At 73.4% G+C, this 17815-nt stretch carries 17 protein-coding genes; 11 read left to right on the forward strand and 6 right to left on the reverse strand.

The features are described 5' to 3' along the window. Window positions 1–17: 17 nt before the first annotated feature. The 3 genes from ACQY0Z_RS18695 to ACQY0Z_RS18705 all read left to right on the forward strand — a co-directional run bounded on the left by ACQY0Z_RS18695 (window position 18) and on the right by ACQY0Z_RS18705 (window position 3139). The gene (locus tag ACQY0Z_RS18695) at window positions 18–479 is read left to right on the forward strand and encodes a PH domain-containing protein (RefSeq protein ID WP_189901221.1); all 462 of its coding nucleotides are present in this window, start codon (window positions 18–20) and stop codon (window positions 477–479) included. Between the two features lie 255 nt (window positions 480–734). Beyond that, window positions 735–2066, forward strand: coding sequence for a hemolysin family protein (locus ACQY0Z_RS18700; protein ID WP_254586284.1), 1332 nt, complete (start codon window positions 735–737; stop codon window positions 2064–2066). After that, complete coding sequence (locus tag ACQY0Z_RS18705) at window positions 2063–3139, forward strand: hemolysin family protein (protein WP_189901218.1); 1077 nt, start codon at window positions 2063–2065, stop codon at window positions 3137–3139. Before ACQY0Z_RS18700 ends, ACQY0Z_RS18705 begins: the two co-directional genes overlap by 4 nt. Before the next feature lie 38 nt (window positions 3140–3177). Here the strand turns inward: ACQY0Z_RS18705 and ACQY0Z_RS18710 are convergent, their stop codons facing one another. Continuing rightward, window positions 3178–5043, reverse strand: a complete 1866-nt coding sequence (locus tag ACQY0Z_RS18710; RefSeq protein ID WP_439812555.1) for an AAA family ATPase — start codon at window positions 5041–5043, stop codon at window positions 3178–3180. Between the two features lie 451 nt (window positions 5044–5494). Beyond that, window positions 5495–6052, reverse strand: coding sequence for a uridine kinase family protein (locus tag ACQY0Z_RS18715; protein WP_381730085.1), 558 nt, complete (start codon window positions 6050–6052; stop codon window positions 5495–5497). 294 nt (window positions 6053–6346) lie between these two features. Between ACQY0Z_RS18715 and ACQY0Z_RS18720 the strand changes: the two genes are divergently transcribed. From ACQY0Z_RS18720 to ACQY0Z_RS18730, 3 genes are all read left to right on the forward strand, one after another. Next, the gene (locus tag ACQY0Z_RS18720; RefSeq protein ID WP_439812556.1) at window positions 6347–7720 is read left to right on the forward strand and encodes a peptidase C39 family protein; all 1374 of its coding nucleotides are present in this window, start codon (window positions 6347–6349) and stop codon (window positions 7718–7720) included. Between the two features lie 143 nt (window positions 7721–7863). Continuing rightward, window positions 7864–8004 (forward strand): SCO1431 family membrane protein, encoded by a 141-nt coding sequence (locus ACQY0Z_RS18725; protein WP_381728801.1) that lies wholly within the window; start codon window positions 7864–7866, stop codon window positions 8002–8004. 91 nt (window positions 8005–8095) lie between these two features. Beyond that, on the forward strand, window positions 8096–8752 hold the full coding sequence (locus ACQY0Z_RS18730; protein WP_189905986.1) for a TetR/AcrR family transcriptional regulator: 657 nt from the start codon (window positions 8096–8098) through the stop codon (window positions 8750–8752). Between the two features lie 84 nt (window positions 8753–8836). Here ACQY0Z_RS18730 and ACQY0Z_RS18735 read toward each other — a convergent pair whose 3' ends face one another. Next, window positions 8837–10075: a glycoside hydrolase family 18 protein gene (locus tag ACQY0Z_RS18735; protein ID WP_439812557.1), complete on the reverse strand. Its 1239-nt coding sequence runs from the start codon at window positions 10073–10075 to the stop codon at window positions 8837–8839. A 333-nt stretch (window positions 10076–10408) separates the two neighbouring features. Between ACQY0Z_RS18735 and ACQY0Z_RS18740 the strand changes: the two genes are divergently transcribed. Next, window positions 10409–11581 (forward strand): acyl-CoA dehydrogenase family protein, encoded by a 1173-nt coding sequence (locus tag ACQY0Z_RS18740; protein WP_189905982.1) that lies wholly within the window; start codon window positions 10409–10411, stop codon window positions 11579–11581. Here ACQY0Z_RS18740 and ACQY0Z_RS18745 read toward each other — a convergent pair. Continuing rightward, on the reverse strand, window positions 11544–11798 hold the full coding sequence (locus tag ACQY0Z_RS18745) for a hypothetical protein (RefSeq protein ID WP_189905980.1): 255 nt from the start codon (window positions 11796–11798) through the stop codon (window positions 11544–11546). The genes ACQY0Z_RS18740 and ACQY0Z_RS18745 overlap by 38 nt on opposite strands. A gap of 141 nt (window positions 11799–11939) precedes the next feature. Next, window positions 11940–12374: a hypothetical protein gene (locus ACQY0Z_RS18750; RefSeq protein WP_019523697.1), complete on the reverse strand. Its 435-nt coding sequence runs from the start codon at window positions 12372–12374 to the stop codon at window positions 11940–11942. A gap of 214 nt (window positions 12375–12588) precedes the next feature. Here ACQY0Z_RS18750 and ACQY0Z_RS18755 point away from each other — a divergent pair, with 214 nt between their 5' ends. The 4 genes from ACQY0Z_RS18755 to fxsA all read left to right on the forward strand — a co-directional run bounded on the left by ACQY0Z_RS18755 (window position 12589) and on the right by fxsA (window position 17225). Further along, window positions 12589–13029: an Lrp/AsnC family transcriptional regulator gene (locus tag ACQY0Z_RS18755; protein ID WP_030867874.1), complete on the forward strand. Its 441-nt coding sequence runs from the start codon at window positions 12589–12591 to the stop codon at window positions 13027–13029. Between the two features lie 524 nt (window positions 13030–13553). Then, window positions 13554–15167 (forward strand): amidohydrolase family protein, encoded by a 1614-nt coding sequence (locus ACQY0Z_RS18760; RefSeq protein ID WP_189905978.1) that lies wholly within the window; start codon window positions 13554–13556, stop codon window positions 15165–15167. Between the two features lie 539 nt (window positions 15168–15706). Further along, window positions 15707–16579, forward strand: a complete 873-nt coding sequence (locus tag ACQY0Z_RS18765; RefSeq protein WP_189905976.1) for a polyprenol monophosphomannose synthase — start codon at window positions 15707–15709, stop codon at window positions 16577–16579. A gap of 67 nt (window positions 16580–16646) precedes the next feature. Next, on the forward strand, window positions 16647–17225 hold the full coding sequence (gene fxsA / locus ACQY0Z_RS18770; protein ID WP_347225693.1) for an FxsA family membrane protein: 579 nt from the start codon (window positions 16647–16649) through the stop codon (window positions 17223–17225). Window positions 17226–17333: 108 nt separating this feature from the next. Here the strand turns inward: fxsA and ACQY0Z_RS18775 are convergent, their stop codons facing one another. Beyond that, window positions 17334–17708 (reverse strand): RNA polymerase-binding protein RbpA, encoded by a 375-nt coding sequence (locus ACQY0Z_RS18775; RefSeq protein WP_003977404.1) that lies wholly within the window; start codon window positions 17706–17708, stop codon window positions 17334–17336. Window positions 17709–17815 lie beyond the last annotated feature (107 nt).

Below are 17815 nucleotides of genomic sequence, written 5' to 3' on the forward strand. Positions count from 1 at the left end.
GGGCGGGGAGAGCCACCATGTCCGGCACCGAGCTGCCCGAGCTGCCCGTCACGTTCCGGCCCGGCCGCACCCGCGCCGTGCTGCTCACCGCGGGCGTCGCGCTGTTCGTCGTGGTCAGCCTGATCGGGCTGCTCCTCGACGGGCTGGGCCCGGGGGAGCGGATCAGTTTCGTGTTCACCGCCGCGCTGCTCGCCGGTGTGCTGTTCCTGCTGGCCCGGCCGAAAATCGTCGCCGACGAGGCCGGCGTCACGGTGGTCAACATCGTGAACCGGCGCCGTCTGGAGTGGGCGGAGATCCTTCAGGTGAACCTCCGCTCGGGTGATCCCTGGGTCTTCCTCGACCTCAGCGACGGCACCAGCCTGCCCGCCCTCGGCATCCAGCCCGGCATCGCCCGGCAGCGCGCGGTCGCCGACGCCCGGGCCCTGCGGGCCCTCGCCGAGGCGCACTCCGCACCCGAGGCCGAGGCGCCCCGCGACTGACACGGACATGCCGGGCGTTGTCTCACGGGCAAAAACGCACCTGCCGCAGTCGCCCCTGTCTTGATTAATCTGTTGGGCGGAGGCGCGCCGACAGCGCCTCCGCCCCTGCCGCCCCGCCCGGTGCGCCGAGGGGCCCCAGCTATCCGAGGAGTGACCCTCTCCGGCGATGGACGGATCGTCCTGTAGTACCTGCGCCGCCCCCTGCCGTCATAGCGCTCACCGTCCGGTGGGCGCCCATGCGGAGGCGGCGGCACCATGAGCACCCCTCTGCTGCTCCTCGCAGCCGCCTTTCTGCTGATCCTCGCCAACGGCTTCTTCGTGGCCGCCGAATTCGGCCTGGTCACCGTCGAACGGGCCGACGCCGAGGAGGCCGCAGCGGCCGGCGACCGGCGCGCCCGCCGGGTCGTCGCGTCCCTGCGCGAACTGTCCTTCCAGCTCTCCGGCACCCAGCTCGGCATCACCATCACCTCCCTGGTGGTCGGCATGCTCGCCGAACCGGCCCTCGCCCAGCTGCTGGACGGCCCGCTCACCGGCGCCGGCATACCCGAGGGCGCGGTCTCCGGCGTGTCCGTGGTGATCGGCATGCTGCTCGCGTCCGCCGTGCAGATGGTGATCGGCGAACTCGTGCCGAAGAACTGGGCGGTGTCCCGGCCGATGCAGGTCGCGCGCTTCGTCGCCGGCCCGCAGCACGCCTTCGCCCGCCTGTTCCGCCCGGTCATCGCCGGACTGAACGCCGTGGCCAACCGGCTGGTGCGCGCCATGGGCTTCGAGCCCGCCGAGGAGCTCGCCTCCGCGCGCACCCCCGGCGAACTGGTCTCCCTGGCCCGGCACTCGGCCCGCGCGGGCGCCCTGGAACAGGACACGGCGGACCTCTTCGTCCGCACCCTGTCCCTGGGCGAGCTGACCGCCCAGCACGTCATGACCCCGCGCGTGAAAGTGAGCGCCCTCCAGGCGTCCGCGACCGCGGAGGACGTGGTCAACCTGACCCGCGCCACCGGCCTGTCCCGCTTCCCCGTCTACCGGGAGCGGATCGACGAGATCGCCGGCATGGTCCACCTCAAGGACGCCCTGGCGGTCCCCGCGCACGAACGATTGCGCACCCCGGTCACCCGCATCGCCCGCCCGGCGCTGCTGGTCCCCGAAACGCTGCCGGTGCGCCCGCTGCTCACCCGGCTGCGCAGCGAGCAGCCCATCGCGGTCGTCGTCGACGAGTACGGCGGCACCGCCGGCGTCGTCACCCTCGAGGACATCGTCGAGGAGATCGTCGGAGAGGTACGCGACGAGCACGACGGGCAGGACGTGCCCGAACTCGCCCCGGCCCCGCCGGAGGACGGCAACCCGGCCTGGGACGTCGACGGCGGCGCCCGGGTCGACATCCTGCGCCGCATAGGCCTCGAGGTCCCCGAGGGCCCTTACGAGACGGTGGCCGGCCTGGTCGCCGATCTCCTCGGCCGTATCCCGGCCGTGGGGGACCGCGCGGAACTGCCGGGCTGGCGGCTTTCGGTGCGCCGCGTCGGCCACTACCGCGCGGAACGCGTCCGCCTGGTCCGCACCGCCCGGGTCCCTGTCGTGGAGGCCGCCGGATGAGCGTCCTGCAACTGCTGTTCGCCGCACTGCTGGTGCTGGCCAACGGCTTCTTCGTCGGCGCCGAGTTCGCCCTGGTGTCGGTTCGCCGCAGCCAGATCGAACCGCTCGGCACCGCCCGCGCCCGTCAGGTGCTGTACGGACTGGAGCATCTGCCGCAGATGATGGCGGCCGCCCAGTTCGGCATCACCGTCTGCTCGCTCACCCTGGGCGCGGTCGCCGAACCGACCGTCGCCCGGCTGCTCGAGCCGGTGTTCACGTGGATGCACCTGCCGCACGGGGTGATCCACCCCCTCGGCTACGTCATCGCGCTCGCCGCCGTGGTCTTCTTCCACCTCGTCATCGGCGAGATGGTCCCGAAGAACCTGGCGATGGCCGCGCCCGGGAAGGCCGCCCTGTGGCTCAGCCCGGGCCTGGTGTGGTTCGCCCGCCTGTGCAAGCCGGTCACCGTCGCCCTCGGCGCCTGCGCCCAAGGCGTCCTGCGGCTCTTCCGCGTGGAGCCCAGGGACGAGGTGGAGGCCGTCTTCACCAGCGAGCAGCTCAACCGGCTGGTGGAGGACGCCGGCCAGGCCGGGCTGCTCGACCCGGAGGAGGCGGAGCGTCTGGAGGACGCCCTGGAGCTGGGTTCGCGCCCGGTGACGGACGTCCTGCTGCGCCGCGAGTCCCTGGTGACGGTCACCCCGGCGGTCACCCCGGGCCAGATCGTGGAGCTGACCGCCCGCACCGGCTACTCCCGCTTCCCGGTGGCGGCCGAGGGCGGCGCCTTCATGGGCTATCTGCACGTCAAGGACGTCCTGGACCTGGAGGACGCCGAGCGTGCCGTCCCGCAGCATCTGTGGCGCCCGATGACGACGCTGCGGCCCGAACTCCCGCTGGACGACGCCCTCACGGTGATGCGCCGGGCGGCCACCCATCTGGCGCAGGTGGCGGACGCGTCCGGCAAGGTGCTGGGCCTGGTCGCCCTGGAGGACGTGCTGGAGATGCTGGTCGGCGAGGTGCGCGACCCAGCCCACCGGGAGGTCACGCTCACCCCGCAGCGGGCGAGCGGGGCGCCGGAGGAGGCGATGGCCACCTGAACCGCAGGCGGCCGTACGCCGGGACGCCCGTCGGGGTCCTAGGGCCCCGACGGGTCCGACGGGCCCCGCCCCGACAGCACCTCCCCGTACGCCTGCATCAGGTCCGGCAGCCGCAGGGTCGCCAGGTCGTCCCGGGACAGCGGCCCCGGGTAGACGGACAGCCGCAGGTCGCGGTAGGCGCAGCTCTTCTCGTACAGGGTGCGCAGGAACCGGCCGTTGCCCAGCTCGTCGATCCAGCCCTGGTCCACCACGTGCCCGGCGATGGAACGCAGCTCGTCCAGGGCCTCCTCGTCCCACACGTCGCCGTTCTCCGCGGCCAGCACCTCGCCGATCCTCGTCAGCTCCAGCGGCCGGTACGACGGGAAGTCCACGCGGGTGGTGAACCGGGACGACAGCCCCGGGTTGGCCGCCAGCAGCCGGTCCATGCCCTCCGGGTAGCCGGCGAGGATCACCACCAGGTGGTCGCGGTTGTCCTCCGCCCGCTTCAGCAGCACCTGCAGCGCCTCGTCGCCGTACGCGTCGCCCTTGCCGTACCCCGAGTTCGACAGGGAGTACGCCTCGTCGACGAAGAGGACCCCGCCGAGCGCGGAGTCGATCAGCTCGTTGGCCTTCACGGCCGTCTGCCCCAGGTACTCGCCCACCAGGTCCGCCCGCTGTGCCTCCACCAGGTGGTCGCCGCCGAGCAGGCCGAGGGCGTAGAAGACCCGGCCGAGGATCCGGGCGACCGTGGTCTTGCCCGTACCGGAGGGGCCGGAGAAGACGAAGTGCCGTTTCGGCGGCTGCACAGGAAGCCCCTGCCCCGCCCGCAGCCGCGCCATGTTCAACTGCGCGGACAGCGCCTTCACCTGGCGCTTCACCGGTTCGAGCCCGACCATCCGCTCCAGCTCCGCGAGCGCCTCCTCAAGGAGTGCCGGGTCGGTGGGCCCCGGGGGCAGCACAGGGCCGGAGCCGCCGGAGCGCTCGCGGACCCCGGACCCGCCGAACGAGGGCATCGGGGGAGGGGCGGGGTCGGGATCGGACAGCCGCAGGTCGCGGCCCTCCGTCCCGAAGAGCGGGTCCAGCGTGTCGGGGCCGTCGACGCTGTCCTGCCCGGCACCGGTCAGGGTGATCGCGGCGAGGTCCGCGGAGTCGTCGTCGTAGCCGTCGCCCTCGGCGATCGCCGCGAGCCGGGCGGAGGTGTCCATGAAGGCCGGGTCCACCCGGTGCACGGCCCGGTACAGGGGGAGCGCTGCGGCGCTGCGGCCCGTGCCCTCACGGGCGCGCGCCAGCCAGTAGCGCAGCTCCTTGCGCTGCGGCTGCTCGCTGCGGCACCGCATCAGCGCCGCCGCCAGCAGCGGCTCCGCCTGCCCGTACATCTCCAGGCGCACTCGCGCCATCCCGCCGAACAGGCCCGCCTCGATGCCCAGCAGCGGGTCGTCGACGAGCGGATCGGTGTGCCGGACCAGCTGCTCCCAGTCCTTGACGAGGTAGGCGCGGCAGGCGTGCAGGAAGCGCACCTGCGGGTCGGCGTCCACCGGGGGCAGCCCGGCGAGCGCGCGGTCCAGCTCGGGCACGTGCCGGCCGTCCAGCCAGTGCGAGGCGTGGGCGAGCAGCAGGTCGCGCGGGGTCTCCAGCACGGGCTGCACCCACCAGCCCAGCCAGTACCAGGAGTTGAGGGTGCGGTGGTGCCGGGTGCGCTGTTCGCCGAAGCGGTCGCGGTGGCGGAACATCCGCAGCAGCGCGGTCGTCGTGTCGACGCGCAGCGCGTGCAGTCCGAGCCAGCCGTCCGCCATTCCCGGGTCGATGCGTACGGCGGTGCGGAACTCCTCCTCCGCCTGCGGATAGGCGCCCATCGTGTAGGCGTCCACGCCTCGCAGCCAGGCGAGGTCGGCCGGGGCCTGCGGGCCCTGCGTGCCGAAGTCCATCACGTCCCCCACAAACCGTGCCCCCGTCGGTGTGCCGGCCGGCCCCTCGGCCGCCGGCGCCCTGTGGCCGAACCGCTGTGCCGCGGACCGGAGTTGCAAGGTGCGCGAAGCTTCGTCGTCGGTCGCACCGAGGGCATCGTACCTGCGGGGGCGCGGTGTCCGCAGGGTGCGGAGCGGGTGAAACGGAGAGGGAAAGGGGGCGCGCGGGAGGGGCGCGGAACTTGATCCTCACCGAGGGTGATCGTCATATGCCGCTGCGCGCCCGGAAAACGTGAAAAGGGCAGAACGAAGCCCCCGATCACGGGGGAACAACCGGGGGCTTCGTGTCTGCCGGCGGCTCCCGTAGGGCCGCACATTCAGAACGTAAGACCTGTACGGGCCCTCGGTCAAGCCGAGTTGGGGGACTGCGGCAACTTGTCCTGGACCGCTCTTCACAGGTTCACCACATCGCCTATGACCAGTCACCGTGCGTGATCGCACACGGTGTCTCACCTGTCCCGGCAGGCCCGGGGACCACGTCGTACCCCTGGTGTCGCTGCCGTACCAGCAGCCGCGCGAAGGGGCGCGAGGGATCGTCCGCGAAGTGCGCGCGCTCCGCCCGTTCCCAGCCGTTCCAGAACTCCCGCTGCTCCTCGCCGTCCCGCGCCCGCCCCCGCGCCCAGGACTCTTCACGCGGCACGTCCATCCACAGCAGCAGCGCCAGATACGGCCGCAGCGCCGCGCGTCCCGCACCGACGCCCTCCACCAGCACCACCGGCGCGGCGGGCAGCGGGCGCGGCGGTCCGGGGCGGCGGGCGCGCCAGTCGTAGGGGGCGTAGTGCGCGGTCTCCCCGCGGGAGAGCGGGCCGATCACCTCGTCGTGCAGCCGCGTGGTCCAGTCGAACAGCTCGTCGTGGCGGGCGATGTCGTCGAGGTGCAGCACCGGGGCGCCGCCGAGCCGCTCGGCCAGCAGCCCGGCGAACGTCGACTTCCCCGACCCGGCGTGCCCGTCGACGGCGACGAGCCGCACCGGGCCGCACGAGGGAGGGAGCCGGAGGATGCGGGAGGCGAGTGGGTGAATGGCTGGTTCCCGGGGCTGTGGCGATGGACGGACGGGAGCACTCTAGGGCCCGTCGCCCACCTGCGGCGCTTTCGCCATTGGTCCACTCCCATGTTGGTCGACGCGGCGCGGCCCGGATGCTGGCAGACCCGCCCGGCTGCGTTCATAGTGGGGCGCACACCCGCTCCATCCGCCGGACGCACACCGTCCGGCGGCCGTGCACCGGTCCTGTCCCGACTCCGAAAACCTGGGGGTCCCCCACCCATGAGCAGAGCCGAACTGCCGTCCCGCAGAACCCTTCTGGCCGCGGCGGTCGTCGCCGCCGTCGCCGGAAGCGCGGCGACGGCGTCCGCGGCCGTCCCGACCGCCGGCGCCACCCGGCCCGCGGCGCCCGGGCGGGCCGCCGCCCGCACCGTCGACAACCGCGCCTGGACCACGTACCCCGACTGGCGCTCCGGCAGCGCCGCCGGCACCCGCGCCCAGGCCGGTCTCCGCCCCGGCGTGGTGATCGCCGAGGCGGCCGGCACCACGGACTACACCGACCCGCACACCGGCCGCACGGCCGCCTGGGAGTACGCGACCTGGACCTCGCCCGTCCACCGGCTCACCGTCCCCTCCACCGAGGCGATCGCCTCCTGGAACGCGCATACCCCCGAGGGCACCTGGATCCAGGTCGAGCTGAAGGGCACCTACTCCGACGGCACCGACACCCCCTGGTACGTGGTGGGCCGCTGGGCCGCCGGTGACGGCGACATCCGGCGCACCTCCGTGGACGACCAGGAGGACGGCAGGAGCAGCGTCTGGACGGACACGCTCGCCGTCGACGACGCGGCCTCCGGGCTGCGCATCACCGCCGTCCGGCTGCGCCTCACCCTGTACCGCCGCCCCGGCACCCGCCTCACCCCGACCGTGTGGCGCCTCGGCGTGATGGGCTCCGACATCCCCGACCGGTTCACCGTGCCCGCCTCGACGCCCGGTCTCGCGAAGGAACTCCTCGTCCCGCGCTACTCGCAGGAGGTCCACAAGGGCCAGTACCCGGAGTACGACAACGGCGGCGAGGCATGGTGCAGCCCCACCTCCTCGCAGATGATCATCGAGTACTGGGGCGGCCGGCTCACCCAGGAGCAGCTCTCCTGGGTCGACCCGGCCTACGCCGACCCGCAGATCTGCCACGCGGCCCGCCACACCTACGACTACCAGTACGCCGGGTGCGGCAACTGGCCGTTCAACGCGGCCTACGCGGCCACCTTCCCCGGCCTCCAGGGTGTGGTCACCCGGCTGCGGTCGCTGACCGACCTGGAGACGCTGATCGCGGCGGGCATCCCGGCCATAACGTCCCAGTCGTTCCTGAAGGAGGAGCTGACGGGGGCGGGCTACGGCACCTCCGGGCACCTGATGACGGTGATCGGCTTCACCGCCGACGGCGACGTGATCGCCAACGACCCCGCCTCGGACGACAACGAGGCCGTGCGCCGGATCTACCAGCGGCGCGAGTGGGAGAACATCTGGCTGAGGACCAAGCGGTACAACGCCTCCGGGAAGGTCGTCTCCGGCACCGGCGGCGTCTGCTACCTGTACTTCCCGGCCCGCCCGACCTCCCGCCAGCGCAAGGCGCTCGCGGCGGTGGGCGTGCGCTGATCCGCTGCGCGCGGCGGGCCCCGGCCGCCACCGGGGCCCGCCGCGTGTGAGCAACCTCTCGGCCGGACCGGCCGTTTCCGGTGGCAAGGTGGACGACGTCGGTTGTGGGGGGATCCACGCACCACGGAGACCAGGTAGAAGTCATGAGCGCCAACGCAGCCACCGTCACCCGTGCCCGTACCGGCGGACCCCGTGAGGACGGTCCGAAAGTCCTCGAGCACGTCCTGGGCTGGACCCTCGTCGTGGTCCTTGCGATGCTGGTGACGCAGCTGGGACTGCTGTAGTCCCGAGGTACGGGCGGCCCTGCCGCGGCGCGGGCCGACCTGCCATACTCCTGCGGGACCGTCCCGCCCCCCGCAGGAGACCTGGGCCGAATTGAACATCAGCCAGCAGTCCGCCGTGCCTCCCTCAGCCCGCGGCACCCGGCGAGCGTCGGCCCGGCGCGCCGAACTCATCGCCATCGGACGCCGCTTGTTCGCCGACCGGTCCTACGACGCGCTGTCGATGGACGACATCGCACGTCAGGCGGGGGTCGCCAAGGGCCTGATCTACTACTACTTCCAGTCCAAGCGCGGCTACTACCTGGCCATCATCGAGGACTCGGTGACCGGCCTGGTCACGATGGCCGCGAGCGGCGACGAACTGCCGCCCGTGGAGCGGGTGCAGCGCACCATCGACAGCTATCTGCGGTACGCGGAGCACAACCAGGCCGCCTACCGCGCGATCGTCAGCGGCGGCGTCGGCTTCGACGCCGAGGTGCACGCCGTCAGGGACGGGGTGCGCGAGGCGATCGTCGCCACCATCGCCGAGGGTGCCTACGGCCGCTCCGACATCGCCCCGGTGGCCCGGATGGGGCTGCTGGCCTGGGTGTGCAGCGTGGAGGGCGCGGTGCTGGCCTGGATCGACCGGCCCGAGCTGTCCCGCGAGACCATGTGCGAGCTGCTGGTGAAGACGCTCGGCGGGGCGATGCGCGCCGTCGAGGAACTGGACCCCGCCTACCCGGCCCCGGAGCCCGCGCGCCGCGACGGCTGACGCGCGGGCGGGCCGCCCGGGACACGCGTGGGGCGGGAGTCCCCCCGTGGAACCCCCGCCCCGCGCGCGTCCGGCAGCCGGCGGCTACCGGATGGCCTTGATCAGCTCACCGTTCGCGGTGTCGCCGCTGAGCTCCCAGAAGAACGTGCCGCCCAGACCCTGCTGGTTCTTCCACTCCGTCTTGGAGGCGACGGTCTCGGGAGTGTCGTAGCTCCACCACTGGTCGCCGCACTTGGCGTAGGCGGTGCCGCCGACCGTGCCGGTCGCGGGGCACGTGTCCTTGAGGACCTTGTAGTCGTCGATGCCCGCCTCGTACGTGCCCGGCGCGGGACCGGTCGCGGTGCCGCCCGGCTCCGCCTGGGTGACGCCGGTCCAGCCGCGGCCGTAGAAGCCGATGCCGAGCAGCAGCTTGTTCGCGGGGATGCCGAGGCCGGTCAGCTTCGCGATGGTGGCGGCGCTGTGGTACTCGGCCTTCGGTATGCCGTCGTACGAGGTCAGCGGTGAGTGCGGGGCGGTCGGCCCGGTGGTGTCCCAGGCGCCGAAGAAGTCGTACGTCATCGGGTTGTACCAGTCGACGTACTGGGCGGCGCCCGCGTAGTCGGCCGCGTCGATCTTGCCGCCGTCCGTGGCGTCCGCCGGGATGGCGGCGGTGACCAGGGCGTCGGGGCCGAACGTGGAGCGAAGCGCCGACATCAGCTCGCGGTAGGCGTCACGGCCGCTGGTGTCGCAGGTGGCGCCGCAGGCGTTGGGGTACTCCCAGTCGATGTCGATGCCGTCGAAGACGTCGGCCCAGCGCGGGTCCTCCACCAGGTCGAGGCAGGACTGCGCGAAGGCGGCCGGGTTCTTCGCGGCCTCGCCGAAGCCGCCGGACCAGGTCCACCCGCCGAAGGACCAGACGACCTTGAGGCCGGGGTGCTTCTCCTTCAGCTTCCGCAACTGGTTGAAGGTGCCGCGCAGCGGCTGGTCCCAGGTGTCGGCGACCCCGTCGACGGACTCCTCGGCGGTGTAGGCCCGGTCGGTGGCCGCGTAGGCGTCGCCGAGGGCGCACTTGCCGCCGGTGACGTTGCCGAAGGCGTAGTTGATGTGCGTGAGCCGGTCCGCGGAACCGGAGGTCTCGATGTTCTTGACGTAGTACTTCCGGTCGTACGTACCCCATTCGGTGAAGTAGCCGACGACCTTCGAACCGGCGGCGGCCTCCTGAGCCGAGGTCGCCGCGGTGGCGGTCGGGGCGCCCGTGCCGGCGAGCAGCCCGGCGCCGAGCACGGCGGTACACGCTGCGGACAGGAGCGCCCGCAGGGTGCGGGGGCGGTGGGGGGATGGCATCCGGTGTCTCCTCGTGGGGGAGGGGAGAGCCGCGTCGATTGGCATGAACGCGGTGACTCGGGTTGGAGCGAAACCCTAGAAGGACTAGACCAGTTGGTCAATGGTGCGGACCAATGTGATCGCGGAGGGGGCGCCGTACGGTGTTGCGAAGTAAGCGGTCGTTAACTGGTGACGCGATGCCGCCGATCGGGCATACTCACTGCGCACAGCCGCTGGTCAGCAGCTTCCGAGACCCGGGAGTGCGAGCATCGGCCCGGCACCGGAACGACCCCGGCGGAGCCGCCTCCACCCAAGGCGCACGCCGTGTGCCCCAACAGGGAGGAGAGCGACGTCATGCCCGACCGCGCCCCGCAGCCGGTGGACCGGCTACTGCCCACGGACGAGGCCCGGGACCTGCTCACGCTCGTCCGCGACATCGCGCAGCGCGAGGTCGCCCCCGGGGCCGCCGAGGAGGAGGAAGCCGGCCGCTTCCCGCGCGAGCTGTTCACCCTGTTGTCCGAGTCCGGCCTGCTCGGCCTGCCCTACGACTCCGAGCACGGCGGCGGCGACCAGCCCTACGAGGTCTACCTCCAGGTACTGGAGGAGCTGGCCCGCGCCCGCCTCACCGTCGCCCTCGGCGTCAGCGTGCACACCCTCGCCACCTATCCGCTCGCCGCCTACGGCACCAAGGAGCAGCGCGCGGAGCATCTGCCCGCCATGCTCGGCGGCGGGCTGCTCGGCGGCTACTGCCTCTCCGAGCCCTCCTCCGGCTCCGACGCCGCCTCCCTGCGCACTCGCGCGGTCCGTGACGGGGACGACTGGGTCATCGACGGCACCAAGGCGTGGATCACCCATGGCGGCGTCGCCGACTTCTACACGGTCATGGCGCGCACCGGCGGCGAGGGGGCGCGCGGCGTCAGCGCGTTCCTGGTGCCCGGGGACGCGGAGGGGCTCAGCGCCGCCGCGCCGGAGAAGAAGATGGGCATGAAGGGCTCGCCCACCGCCCAGGTCCACTTCGACGGGGTCCGGGTGCCCGACGCGCGCCGCATCGGCGAGGAGGGCCAGGGCTTCGCCATCGCCCTGTCCGCGCTCGACGGCGGCCGGCTCGGCATCGCCGCGTGCGCCATCGGCGTGGCTCAGGCGGCGCTCGACGAGGCCGTCGGCTACGCCACCGAGCGGCGCCAGTTCGGCCGGCCGATCGCCGACTTCCAGGGACTGCGCTTCATGCTCGCCGACATGGCCACCCAGATCGAAGCGGGACGCGCGCTGTACCTGGCGGCGGCCCGGCTGCGCGACGCGGGCCGGCCGTTCGGCAAGCAGGCCGCCATGGCCAAGCTGCACTGCACCGACACCGCGATGCGGGTCACCACCGACGCCGTGCAGATCCTCGGCGGCTACGGCTACACCGCCGACTTCCCCGCCGAGCGCTACATGCGCGAGGCGAAGGTGCTGCAGATCGTCGAGGGCACCAACCAGATCCAGCGCATGGTCATCGCCCGCCACCTCGCGGGGCCTGAGACGCGCTGAACCGGCCGAAGCCCCGCCAGGGCTCGGCGAGCCGCGCCCACTCCGGGTCGTGCCGCCCCGGCACCGTGCGGCCCCGGTCCGTCCACGTCCGCATCATCTCGCGGTAGATCGGCGGGTCCGGGGGCTGCGGCGGCGGGACGGTCACGGCCGCTTCGACGGGCGGCGGCACGAACACCTGGCGCTGACGCCCGGTCGTCGAGTACGTGGGGGTCGTCATGCCCGGCCAACGCGCGAACGGGCGGCCGGGTCACCGGCGTGCCGAATAGAGCGTGCGTTCAACGATGCCCCGTGCGGCGGACACCGGCGCCGGCCGGGGCGACGCGGCGGCTCTCCGCCGCTGCCTCACCCCGGCCCTGAATCAGGCGGCCTCGCGCCGCATCACCGGGAACCGGATCGGACGCGATCCCGGTCCGCCCACGTGGGAGAAGGGCTGGGTCCGCCAGTCGAGCCCCTGAGGGAGCGTCAGGAGCAGGGCCGTGTCCTGCTCCTGGGGCGTGACGGTCTCGTCCGCGGGGCGGGCCTCGGACGCCCGGCGGCCCGTGCCGGGGCAGACCGTGAGCCCGAACGGGTTCCACGGCGAGGCGCACAGGGCGTGCTCCGGCAGGATCTCCTCGTCCGCCAGGAGGGCGATGGGCTGCGAGCAGTCCGGGCACACGACCCGGAACATCTCGAAGGTGTCGTACGCGTCGAAGTCGTCGTCCGGGGTTCCGGGTTCGACGTACTCCGGCTCGGGCGTGACGACGGGCTGCTGCCGCTTGGACGTGGTACGACCAGGGCGCTTAAGACTCTGCATTGGGTTCTCCCCCTCGGGCTGGGCCGTTCAGGCGCTGCGGCCTCGACCACAGCAAGCACTTCCCTCCACCCCCGGGGGGTAATCACGAGAACATCACGGAGACGGCGCAAGGAGTGTGGTCTTCGTCACATGCCGCTCGCGGGTGCCGTACCTGGGCCTCCCGCGCGGCCGTTCCGGTATCCGAGGCGATCAAGCGCCCTGTAGGTTCAGCGCCATGGAGGAGCTGGACCGACAGATCGTGCAGCTGCTCGTCAAGGACGGGCGGATGAGCTACACGGACCTGGGCAAGGCCACGGGCCTGTCCACGTCGGCCGTGCACCAGCGGGTGCGACGGCTGGAGCAGCGCGGCGTCATCCGCGGCTACGCGGCGGTGGTCGACCCGGAGGCGGTCGGCCTGCCGATGACCGCGTTCATCTCGGTCAAACCGTTCGACCCCAGCGCCCCCGACGACATCGCGGACCGCCTGGCCGGCGTCCCCGAGATCGAGGCGTGCCACAGCGTCGCGGGCGACGAGAACTACATCCTCAAGGTCCGCGTGTCGACCCCGCACGAACTCGAGGAACTCCTCGCGCGCGTGCGCTCCCTGGCGGGAGTGTCGACCCGCACGACGGTGGTCCTCTCGACGCCGTACGAGGCACGGCCGCCGCGCATCTGAGCCCTGCGGGCTCGCTCGGCTCGTTCGCGGCGGACTCGGCGGGCTCGATGGACCGGGCAGGCGCCGTGAACCTCCGCACGGTGCGGCCGGGCCCGGGCCGTATCGGGTGGCTCGGCGCCGGCGGCGGCGGTCGTCGTGCCTGGCGGCCGCTGCCGTGGGCCGGACCGCGGGCAGCGCGGAGCCGCCTCCCGGGGCCGGCGCTCGGAACCGCCCGCGGGCGGCGTCCGAGTGGGACGGCGGCGGCAGCAGGCGGGGCGTCTGTCGCGACGGAGCCGCGCCGCGGGCGGACGGACGGTCTCCGGCGATTGCGTCCCGTGGCACGGGACGTCTCCGCGCCGGCGGCGTCGCCGCGCGCGTGGGCGCTACGGCGCCGGTGGCGGCCTCCCTCGCGGGTGTGTCCAGGGCGCACCCGCGCCCCGGCGTGCGCCGCGAGGTGCGGGGAGGGGAAGCCACCCCTCCCGCCCTCCGCGCCCCGAGCCGGACCTGCGTGCCGGATCGTGCGCGCGGCGCGCGAGACTAAGGGCATGAGTGAACGTACCGCCCCGCCGCCCACCGTCCTGCTCCGCCGTGGAGAGGTGCACAGCCCCGCCGACCCCTTCGCCACCGCGATGGTCGTCGAGCGCGGCCAGGTCGCCTGGGTGGGTTCCGAGGGCGCCGCCGACGCCTTCGCGGACGGTGTCGACGAGGTGGTCGACCTCGACGGGGCGCTCGTCACCCCGGCGTTCACCGACGCGCACGTCCACACCACCGCCACCGGCCTCGCCCTCACCGGCCTGGACCTGTCCACCGCCGCCTCACTGGAAGACGCCCTCGCCCGGGTGCGGGAGTTCGCCGCCGCCCGCCCCGACGACCGCGTGCTCCTCGGGCACGGCTGGGACGCCGCCCGCTGGCCCGGCGGCCGGCCCCCGACGCGCGCGGAGCTCGACGAGGCCACCGGAGGCCGCCCGCTCTACCTGAGCCGCATCGACGTGCACTCCGCCGTCGTCTCCACCGCGCTGCTCGACCTCCTCTCCGGCCGCACGACCAGCGTGACCCGCGAGGACCGCCCCCTCACCGGCGACGACCACCACGCGGTGCGCGCCGCCGCCCTGGGCGCCGTCACCCCCGCCCAGCGCGAAGCCGCCCAGCGCGCCGCCCTCGCCCACGCGGCGTCCCTGGGCATCGGCACCGTGCACGAGTGCGGCGGCCCCGAGATCTCCTCCGAGGACGACTTCACCGGCCTGCTGCGCCTCGCCCGCGAGGAGCCCGGCCCCCGCGTCGTCGGGTACTGGGCCGAGCAGGACGTCGCCAAGGCCCGCGAACTGGGCGCGCTCGGCGCGGCCGGCGACCTCTTCGCCGACGGCGCCCTCGGCTCGCACACCGCCTGCCTGCACGAGCCGTACGCCGACGCCGCCCACACCGGCACCGCCCACCTGGACGCGGACGCGGTCGCCGCCCATGTGGTCGCCTGCACCGAGGCGGGCCTCCAGGCGGGCTTCCACGCCATCGGCGACGCCGCCGTGAGCACCGTGGTGGACGGCGTCCGCGCGGCCGCCGAGAAGCTCGGCCTCGCGCGCGTGCGCGCCGCCCGGCACCGCGTCGAGCACGCCGAGATGGTCACCCCGGAGACGATCGCCGCGTTCGCCGAGCTCGGCCTCACCGCCTCCGTCCAGCCCGCCTTCGACGCCCTGTGGGGCGGCGAGGACGGCATGTACGCCCAGCGTCTCGGCGCGGAGCGCGCCCGCACGCTCAACCCGTACGCCGCCCTGCTGCGCGCCGGCGTCCCCCTCGCCTTCGGCTCCGACAGCCCGGTCACCCCGCTCGACCCCTGGGGCACCGTCCGTGCCGCGGCCTTCCACCGCACCCCCGAGCACCGCGTCTCCGTCCGCGCAGCCTTCACCGCCCACACCCGCGGCGGCTGGCGCGCCACCGGACGGGACGACGCGGGCGTCCTGGTCCCCGGCGCCCCCGCCGACTACGCCGTCTGGCGCACCGGCGCACTCGTCGTCCAGGCGCCCGACGACCGGGTGGCCCGCTGGTCCACCGACCCGCGGTCCGGCACCCCCGGCCTGCCGGACCTCACCCCCGGCAGTGACCTGCCCGTCTGCCTCCGCACGGTGGTCGGCGGCCGCACGGTCTTCGTACGGCCGGGCGAGTGATCTGCGCGGGCGGCGCGGTGGGCGATCATGCACCGCGCCCCCGTCGCGCGACCTGCGCATCCTCGCCCCTGACCAGGCATTTGCCGCACACCGCGCAGGTGGAACGGCTGTTGACAGGCGGCCGCGGGGGGCCGGTAGGTTCGGCCGGGTCCACCACCGGACGCCCGACCGGAGACCGTCCGGCCACTCGGGCCGGCGCCGCTGGGTCAGGGACGGTGTGCCGCACCGGGGCACCGTCGCTGGGAGCCAGGCTCAGCGCGGCGCGGGACCGAGGGACGCGTTCGCCGGTCGGGGAGGTGCGACCCCGGGTGGGGCCCGGGCGCTCAGTAGACAACGGCTCCAGGTGATCCGCAGCCGGCGGGTCCCGGGCCGGCCCGAAGGGCGCCGGGCCCCCATCCGCCGTCCCCGCGTACCCGGTGGAAGAAACTGTGCCGACCCGATGATCGGGAAACGACACCACCATATGTACGTCCTGTCACGTCACGACAGTCCGTGCACACTAAGGTGGGATCCTGCGCACAGGACATGAAGGGGCAGCAGTGAACGACGGCGACGGGACCCTCGCGGCAGGATCCCAGGGGCGGAAATTCGGCCCGCTCGGTACGGCTTTGGTGATCATCCCCACGTACAACGAGGCGGAGAACATCAAGGCGATCGTCGGACGCGTGCGCAAGGCCGTCCCCGAGGCGCACGTCCTCGTGGCCGACGACAACAGCCCCGACGGCACCGGCAAGCTCGCCGACGAACTGGCCGCCGAGGACGACCACGTCCGGGTGCTGCACCGCAAGGGCAAGGAGGGCCTCGGCGCCGCCTACCTCGCGGGCTTCCGCTGGGGCCTGGAGCACGGCTACGGCGTGCTGGTCGAGATGGACGCCGACGGCTCCCACCAGCCCGAGGAGCTGCCCCGGCTGCTCACCGCCCTCAAGGGCGCCGACCTGGTGCTCGGCTCGCGCTGGGTGCCCGGCGGCCGGGTGGTCAACTGGCCGAAGTCCCGCGAGTTCATCTCCCGCGGCGGCAGCCTCTACTCCCGCATGGCGCTCGACCTGCCGCTGCGCGACATCACCGGCGGCTTCCGCGCGTTCCGCCGCGAGACGCTGGAGGGCCTCGGCCTCGAAGAGGTCGCCTCCCAGGGGTACTGCTTCCAGGTCGACCTCGCCCGACGCGCGGTGAAGGCCGGCTACCACGTCGTCGAGGTGCCCATCACCTTCGTGGAGCGCGAGCTCGGCGACTCCAAGATGAGCAAGGACATCCTCGTCGAGGCGCTGTGGCGGGTCACCGCCTGGGGCGTGGGGGAGAGGGTCGGCAAGGTCCTCGGCCGGGCCGAGGACAACAAGCCCAGCCGGCCCCGCGCCGGCAAGGCCGTCCCGGTCAAGGAGACGACGCCCCCGGATACCGGGCGCTCCGAGCCGTAGTCCCGGGCCCCGCGGGCCGCCGGGCCCGCTTATCCCGTGCTGAGCCGCGCCCAGGCACACTGGGGGTATGACGACTGGTGCTCAGAGTCCGTACCCCGCCCGGCCCCGGCGCTCCCGGCTGCGCACGCTGCTGCCGCTCGGCGTCGCCGCATGGCTCGTACTGGAGATCTGGCTGCTGACCCTGGTCGCCGGCGCGACGAACGGCCTCGTCGTCTTCCTGATCCTGCTGGCCGGCCTCGTCCTCGGCTCGTACGTGATCAAGCGGGCGGGCCGCCGCGCCTTCAAGAACCTCACCGAGACCGTGCAACAGCGGCAGGGCGGCGGACCGCTGATCCCGGGCGCCCGGCCCGACAGCGAGGGCAACGGCCTGACGATGCTGGGCGGTCTGCTGATCGTCCTGCCCGGTCTGGTCTCCGACGCGCTGGGGCTGCTCCTGCTGGTGCCGCCGGTCCAGAGGGCCGTCAGCCGCTACGCGGAGCGCACCTTCGAGCGCAAGCTCCGTGAGGCCGCCGCGCAGAGCCCGCTGGGGGACGCCTTCACCCGGGCCCGGATGCGGCATCCGGACGGCAAGGTGGTCCAGGGCGAGGTCATCAAGGACGAGCCCGGAAGCACCCCGGAGGGACCGCGGCCCCCGCTGACCAAGTAGGCCCCGCCCTGGGCAGGAGCCCGGGCACGCGGACAGGACCGAGGGCGCCGTACTCGTACGGCGCCCTCGGTCCTGTCTCTGTGCGTCCTGGCGGGGCTCCCGCCGGGATCAGGCCGACTTGCGGCTGTCCCGCGGATGCACCGCGATGTTCATCGCACCGGAACGCAGAACGGCGAGACGCTCCTCGAGGACCTCTTCGAGCTCCTCACGGGTGCGCCGCTCCATCAGCATGTCCCAGTGCGTACGCGCAGGCTTGGCCTTCTTTTCCTCCGGACCGTCTCCGTCCACCAGGAGTGCCTGGGCACCGCAGACCTTGCACTCCCACTCCGGCGGGATCTCCGCCTCGACCGAGAAGGGCATCTCGAAGCGGTGCCCCTTCTCGCATGCGTACTCCACGGCCTGGCGGGGGGCCAGGTCGATGCCGCGGTCCGTCTCGTAGCTGGTCACCACGAGGCGCGTGCCGCGAAGAGCTCGCTCACTCATGAATCGTGCCTCCCGGGCTTGTCGCCCACAGGACAGGTGTCGCTGTCGTCGTCATCCGGTCAACGTCCGGTCGGCGGTAAAGATTCCCGTTCCGAGTCCCGTTCCGG

It is taken from the genome of Streptomyces sp. P9-2 (genome assembly GCF_051903975.1).
Taxonomy (GTDB): Bacteria; Actinomycetota; Actinomycetes; order Streptomycetales; family Streptomycetaceae; genus Streptomyces; species Streptomyces cellulosae.

Bases quoted from the DNA above. Each gene is read 5' to 3' on its own strand.
- ACQY0Z_RS18695 (WP_189901221.1), top strand. From the start codon at position 18: ATGTCCGGCACCGAGCTGCCCGAGCTGCCCGTCACGTTCCGGCCCGGC.
- ACQY0Z_RS18700 (WP_254586284.1), top strand. From the start codon at position 735: ATGAGCACCCCTCTGCTGCTCCTCGCAGCCGCCTTTCTGCTGATCCTC.
- ACQY0Z_RS18705 (WP_189901218.1), top strand. From the start codon at position 2,063: ATGAGCGTCCTGCAACTGCTGTTCGCCGCACTGCTGGTGCTGGCCAAC.
- ACQY0Z_RS18710 (WP_439812555.1), bottom strand. From the start codon at position 5,043: ATGGACTTCGGCACGCAGGGCCCGCAGGCCCCGGCCGACCTCGCCTGG.
- ACQY0Z_RS18720 (WP_439812556.1), top strand. From the start codon at position 6,347: ATGAGCAGAGCCGAACTGCCGTCCCGCAGAACCCTTCTGGCCGCGGCG.
- ACQY0Z_RS18725 (WP_381728801.1), top strand. From the start codon at position 7,864: ATGAGCGCCAACGCAGCCACCGTCACCCGTGCCCGTACCGGCGGACCC.
- ACQY0Z_RS18735 (WP_439812557.1), bottom strand. From the start codon at position 10,075: ATGCCATCCCCCCACCGCCCCCGCACCCTGCGGGCGCTCCTGTCCGCA.
- ACQY0Z_RS18740 (WP_189905982.1), top strand. From the start codon at position 10,409: ATGCCCGACCGCGCCCCGCAGCCGGTGGACCGGCTACTGCCCACGGAC.
- ACQY0Z_RS18745 (WP_189905980.1), bottom strand. From the start codon at position 11,798: ATGACGACCCCCACGTACTCGACGACCGGGCGTCAGCGCCAGGTGTTC.
- ACQY0Z_RS18750 (WP_019523697.1), bottom strand. From the start codon at position 12,374: ATGCAGAGTCTTAAGCGCCCTGGTCGTACCACGTCCAAGCGGCAGCAG.
- ACQY0Z_RS18755 (WP_030867874.1), top strand. From the start codon at position 12,589: ATGGAGGAGCTGGACCGACAGATCGTGCAGCTGCTCGTCAAGGACGGG.
- ACQY0Z_RS18760 (WP_189905978.1), top strand. From the start codon at position 13,554: ATGAGTGAACGTACCGCCCCGCCGCCCACCGTCCTGCTCCGCCGTGGA.
- fxsA (WP_347225693.1), top strand. From the start codon at position 16,647: ATGACGACTGGTGCTCAGAGTCCGTACCCCGCCCGGCCCCGGCGCTCC.
- ACQY0Z_RS18775 (WP_003977404.1), bottom strand. From the start codon at position 17,708: ATGAGTGAGCGAGCTCTTCGCGGCACGCGCCTCGTGGTGACCAGCTAC.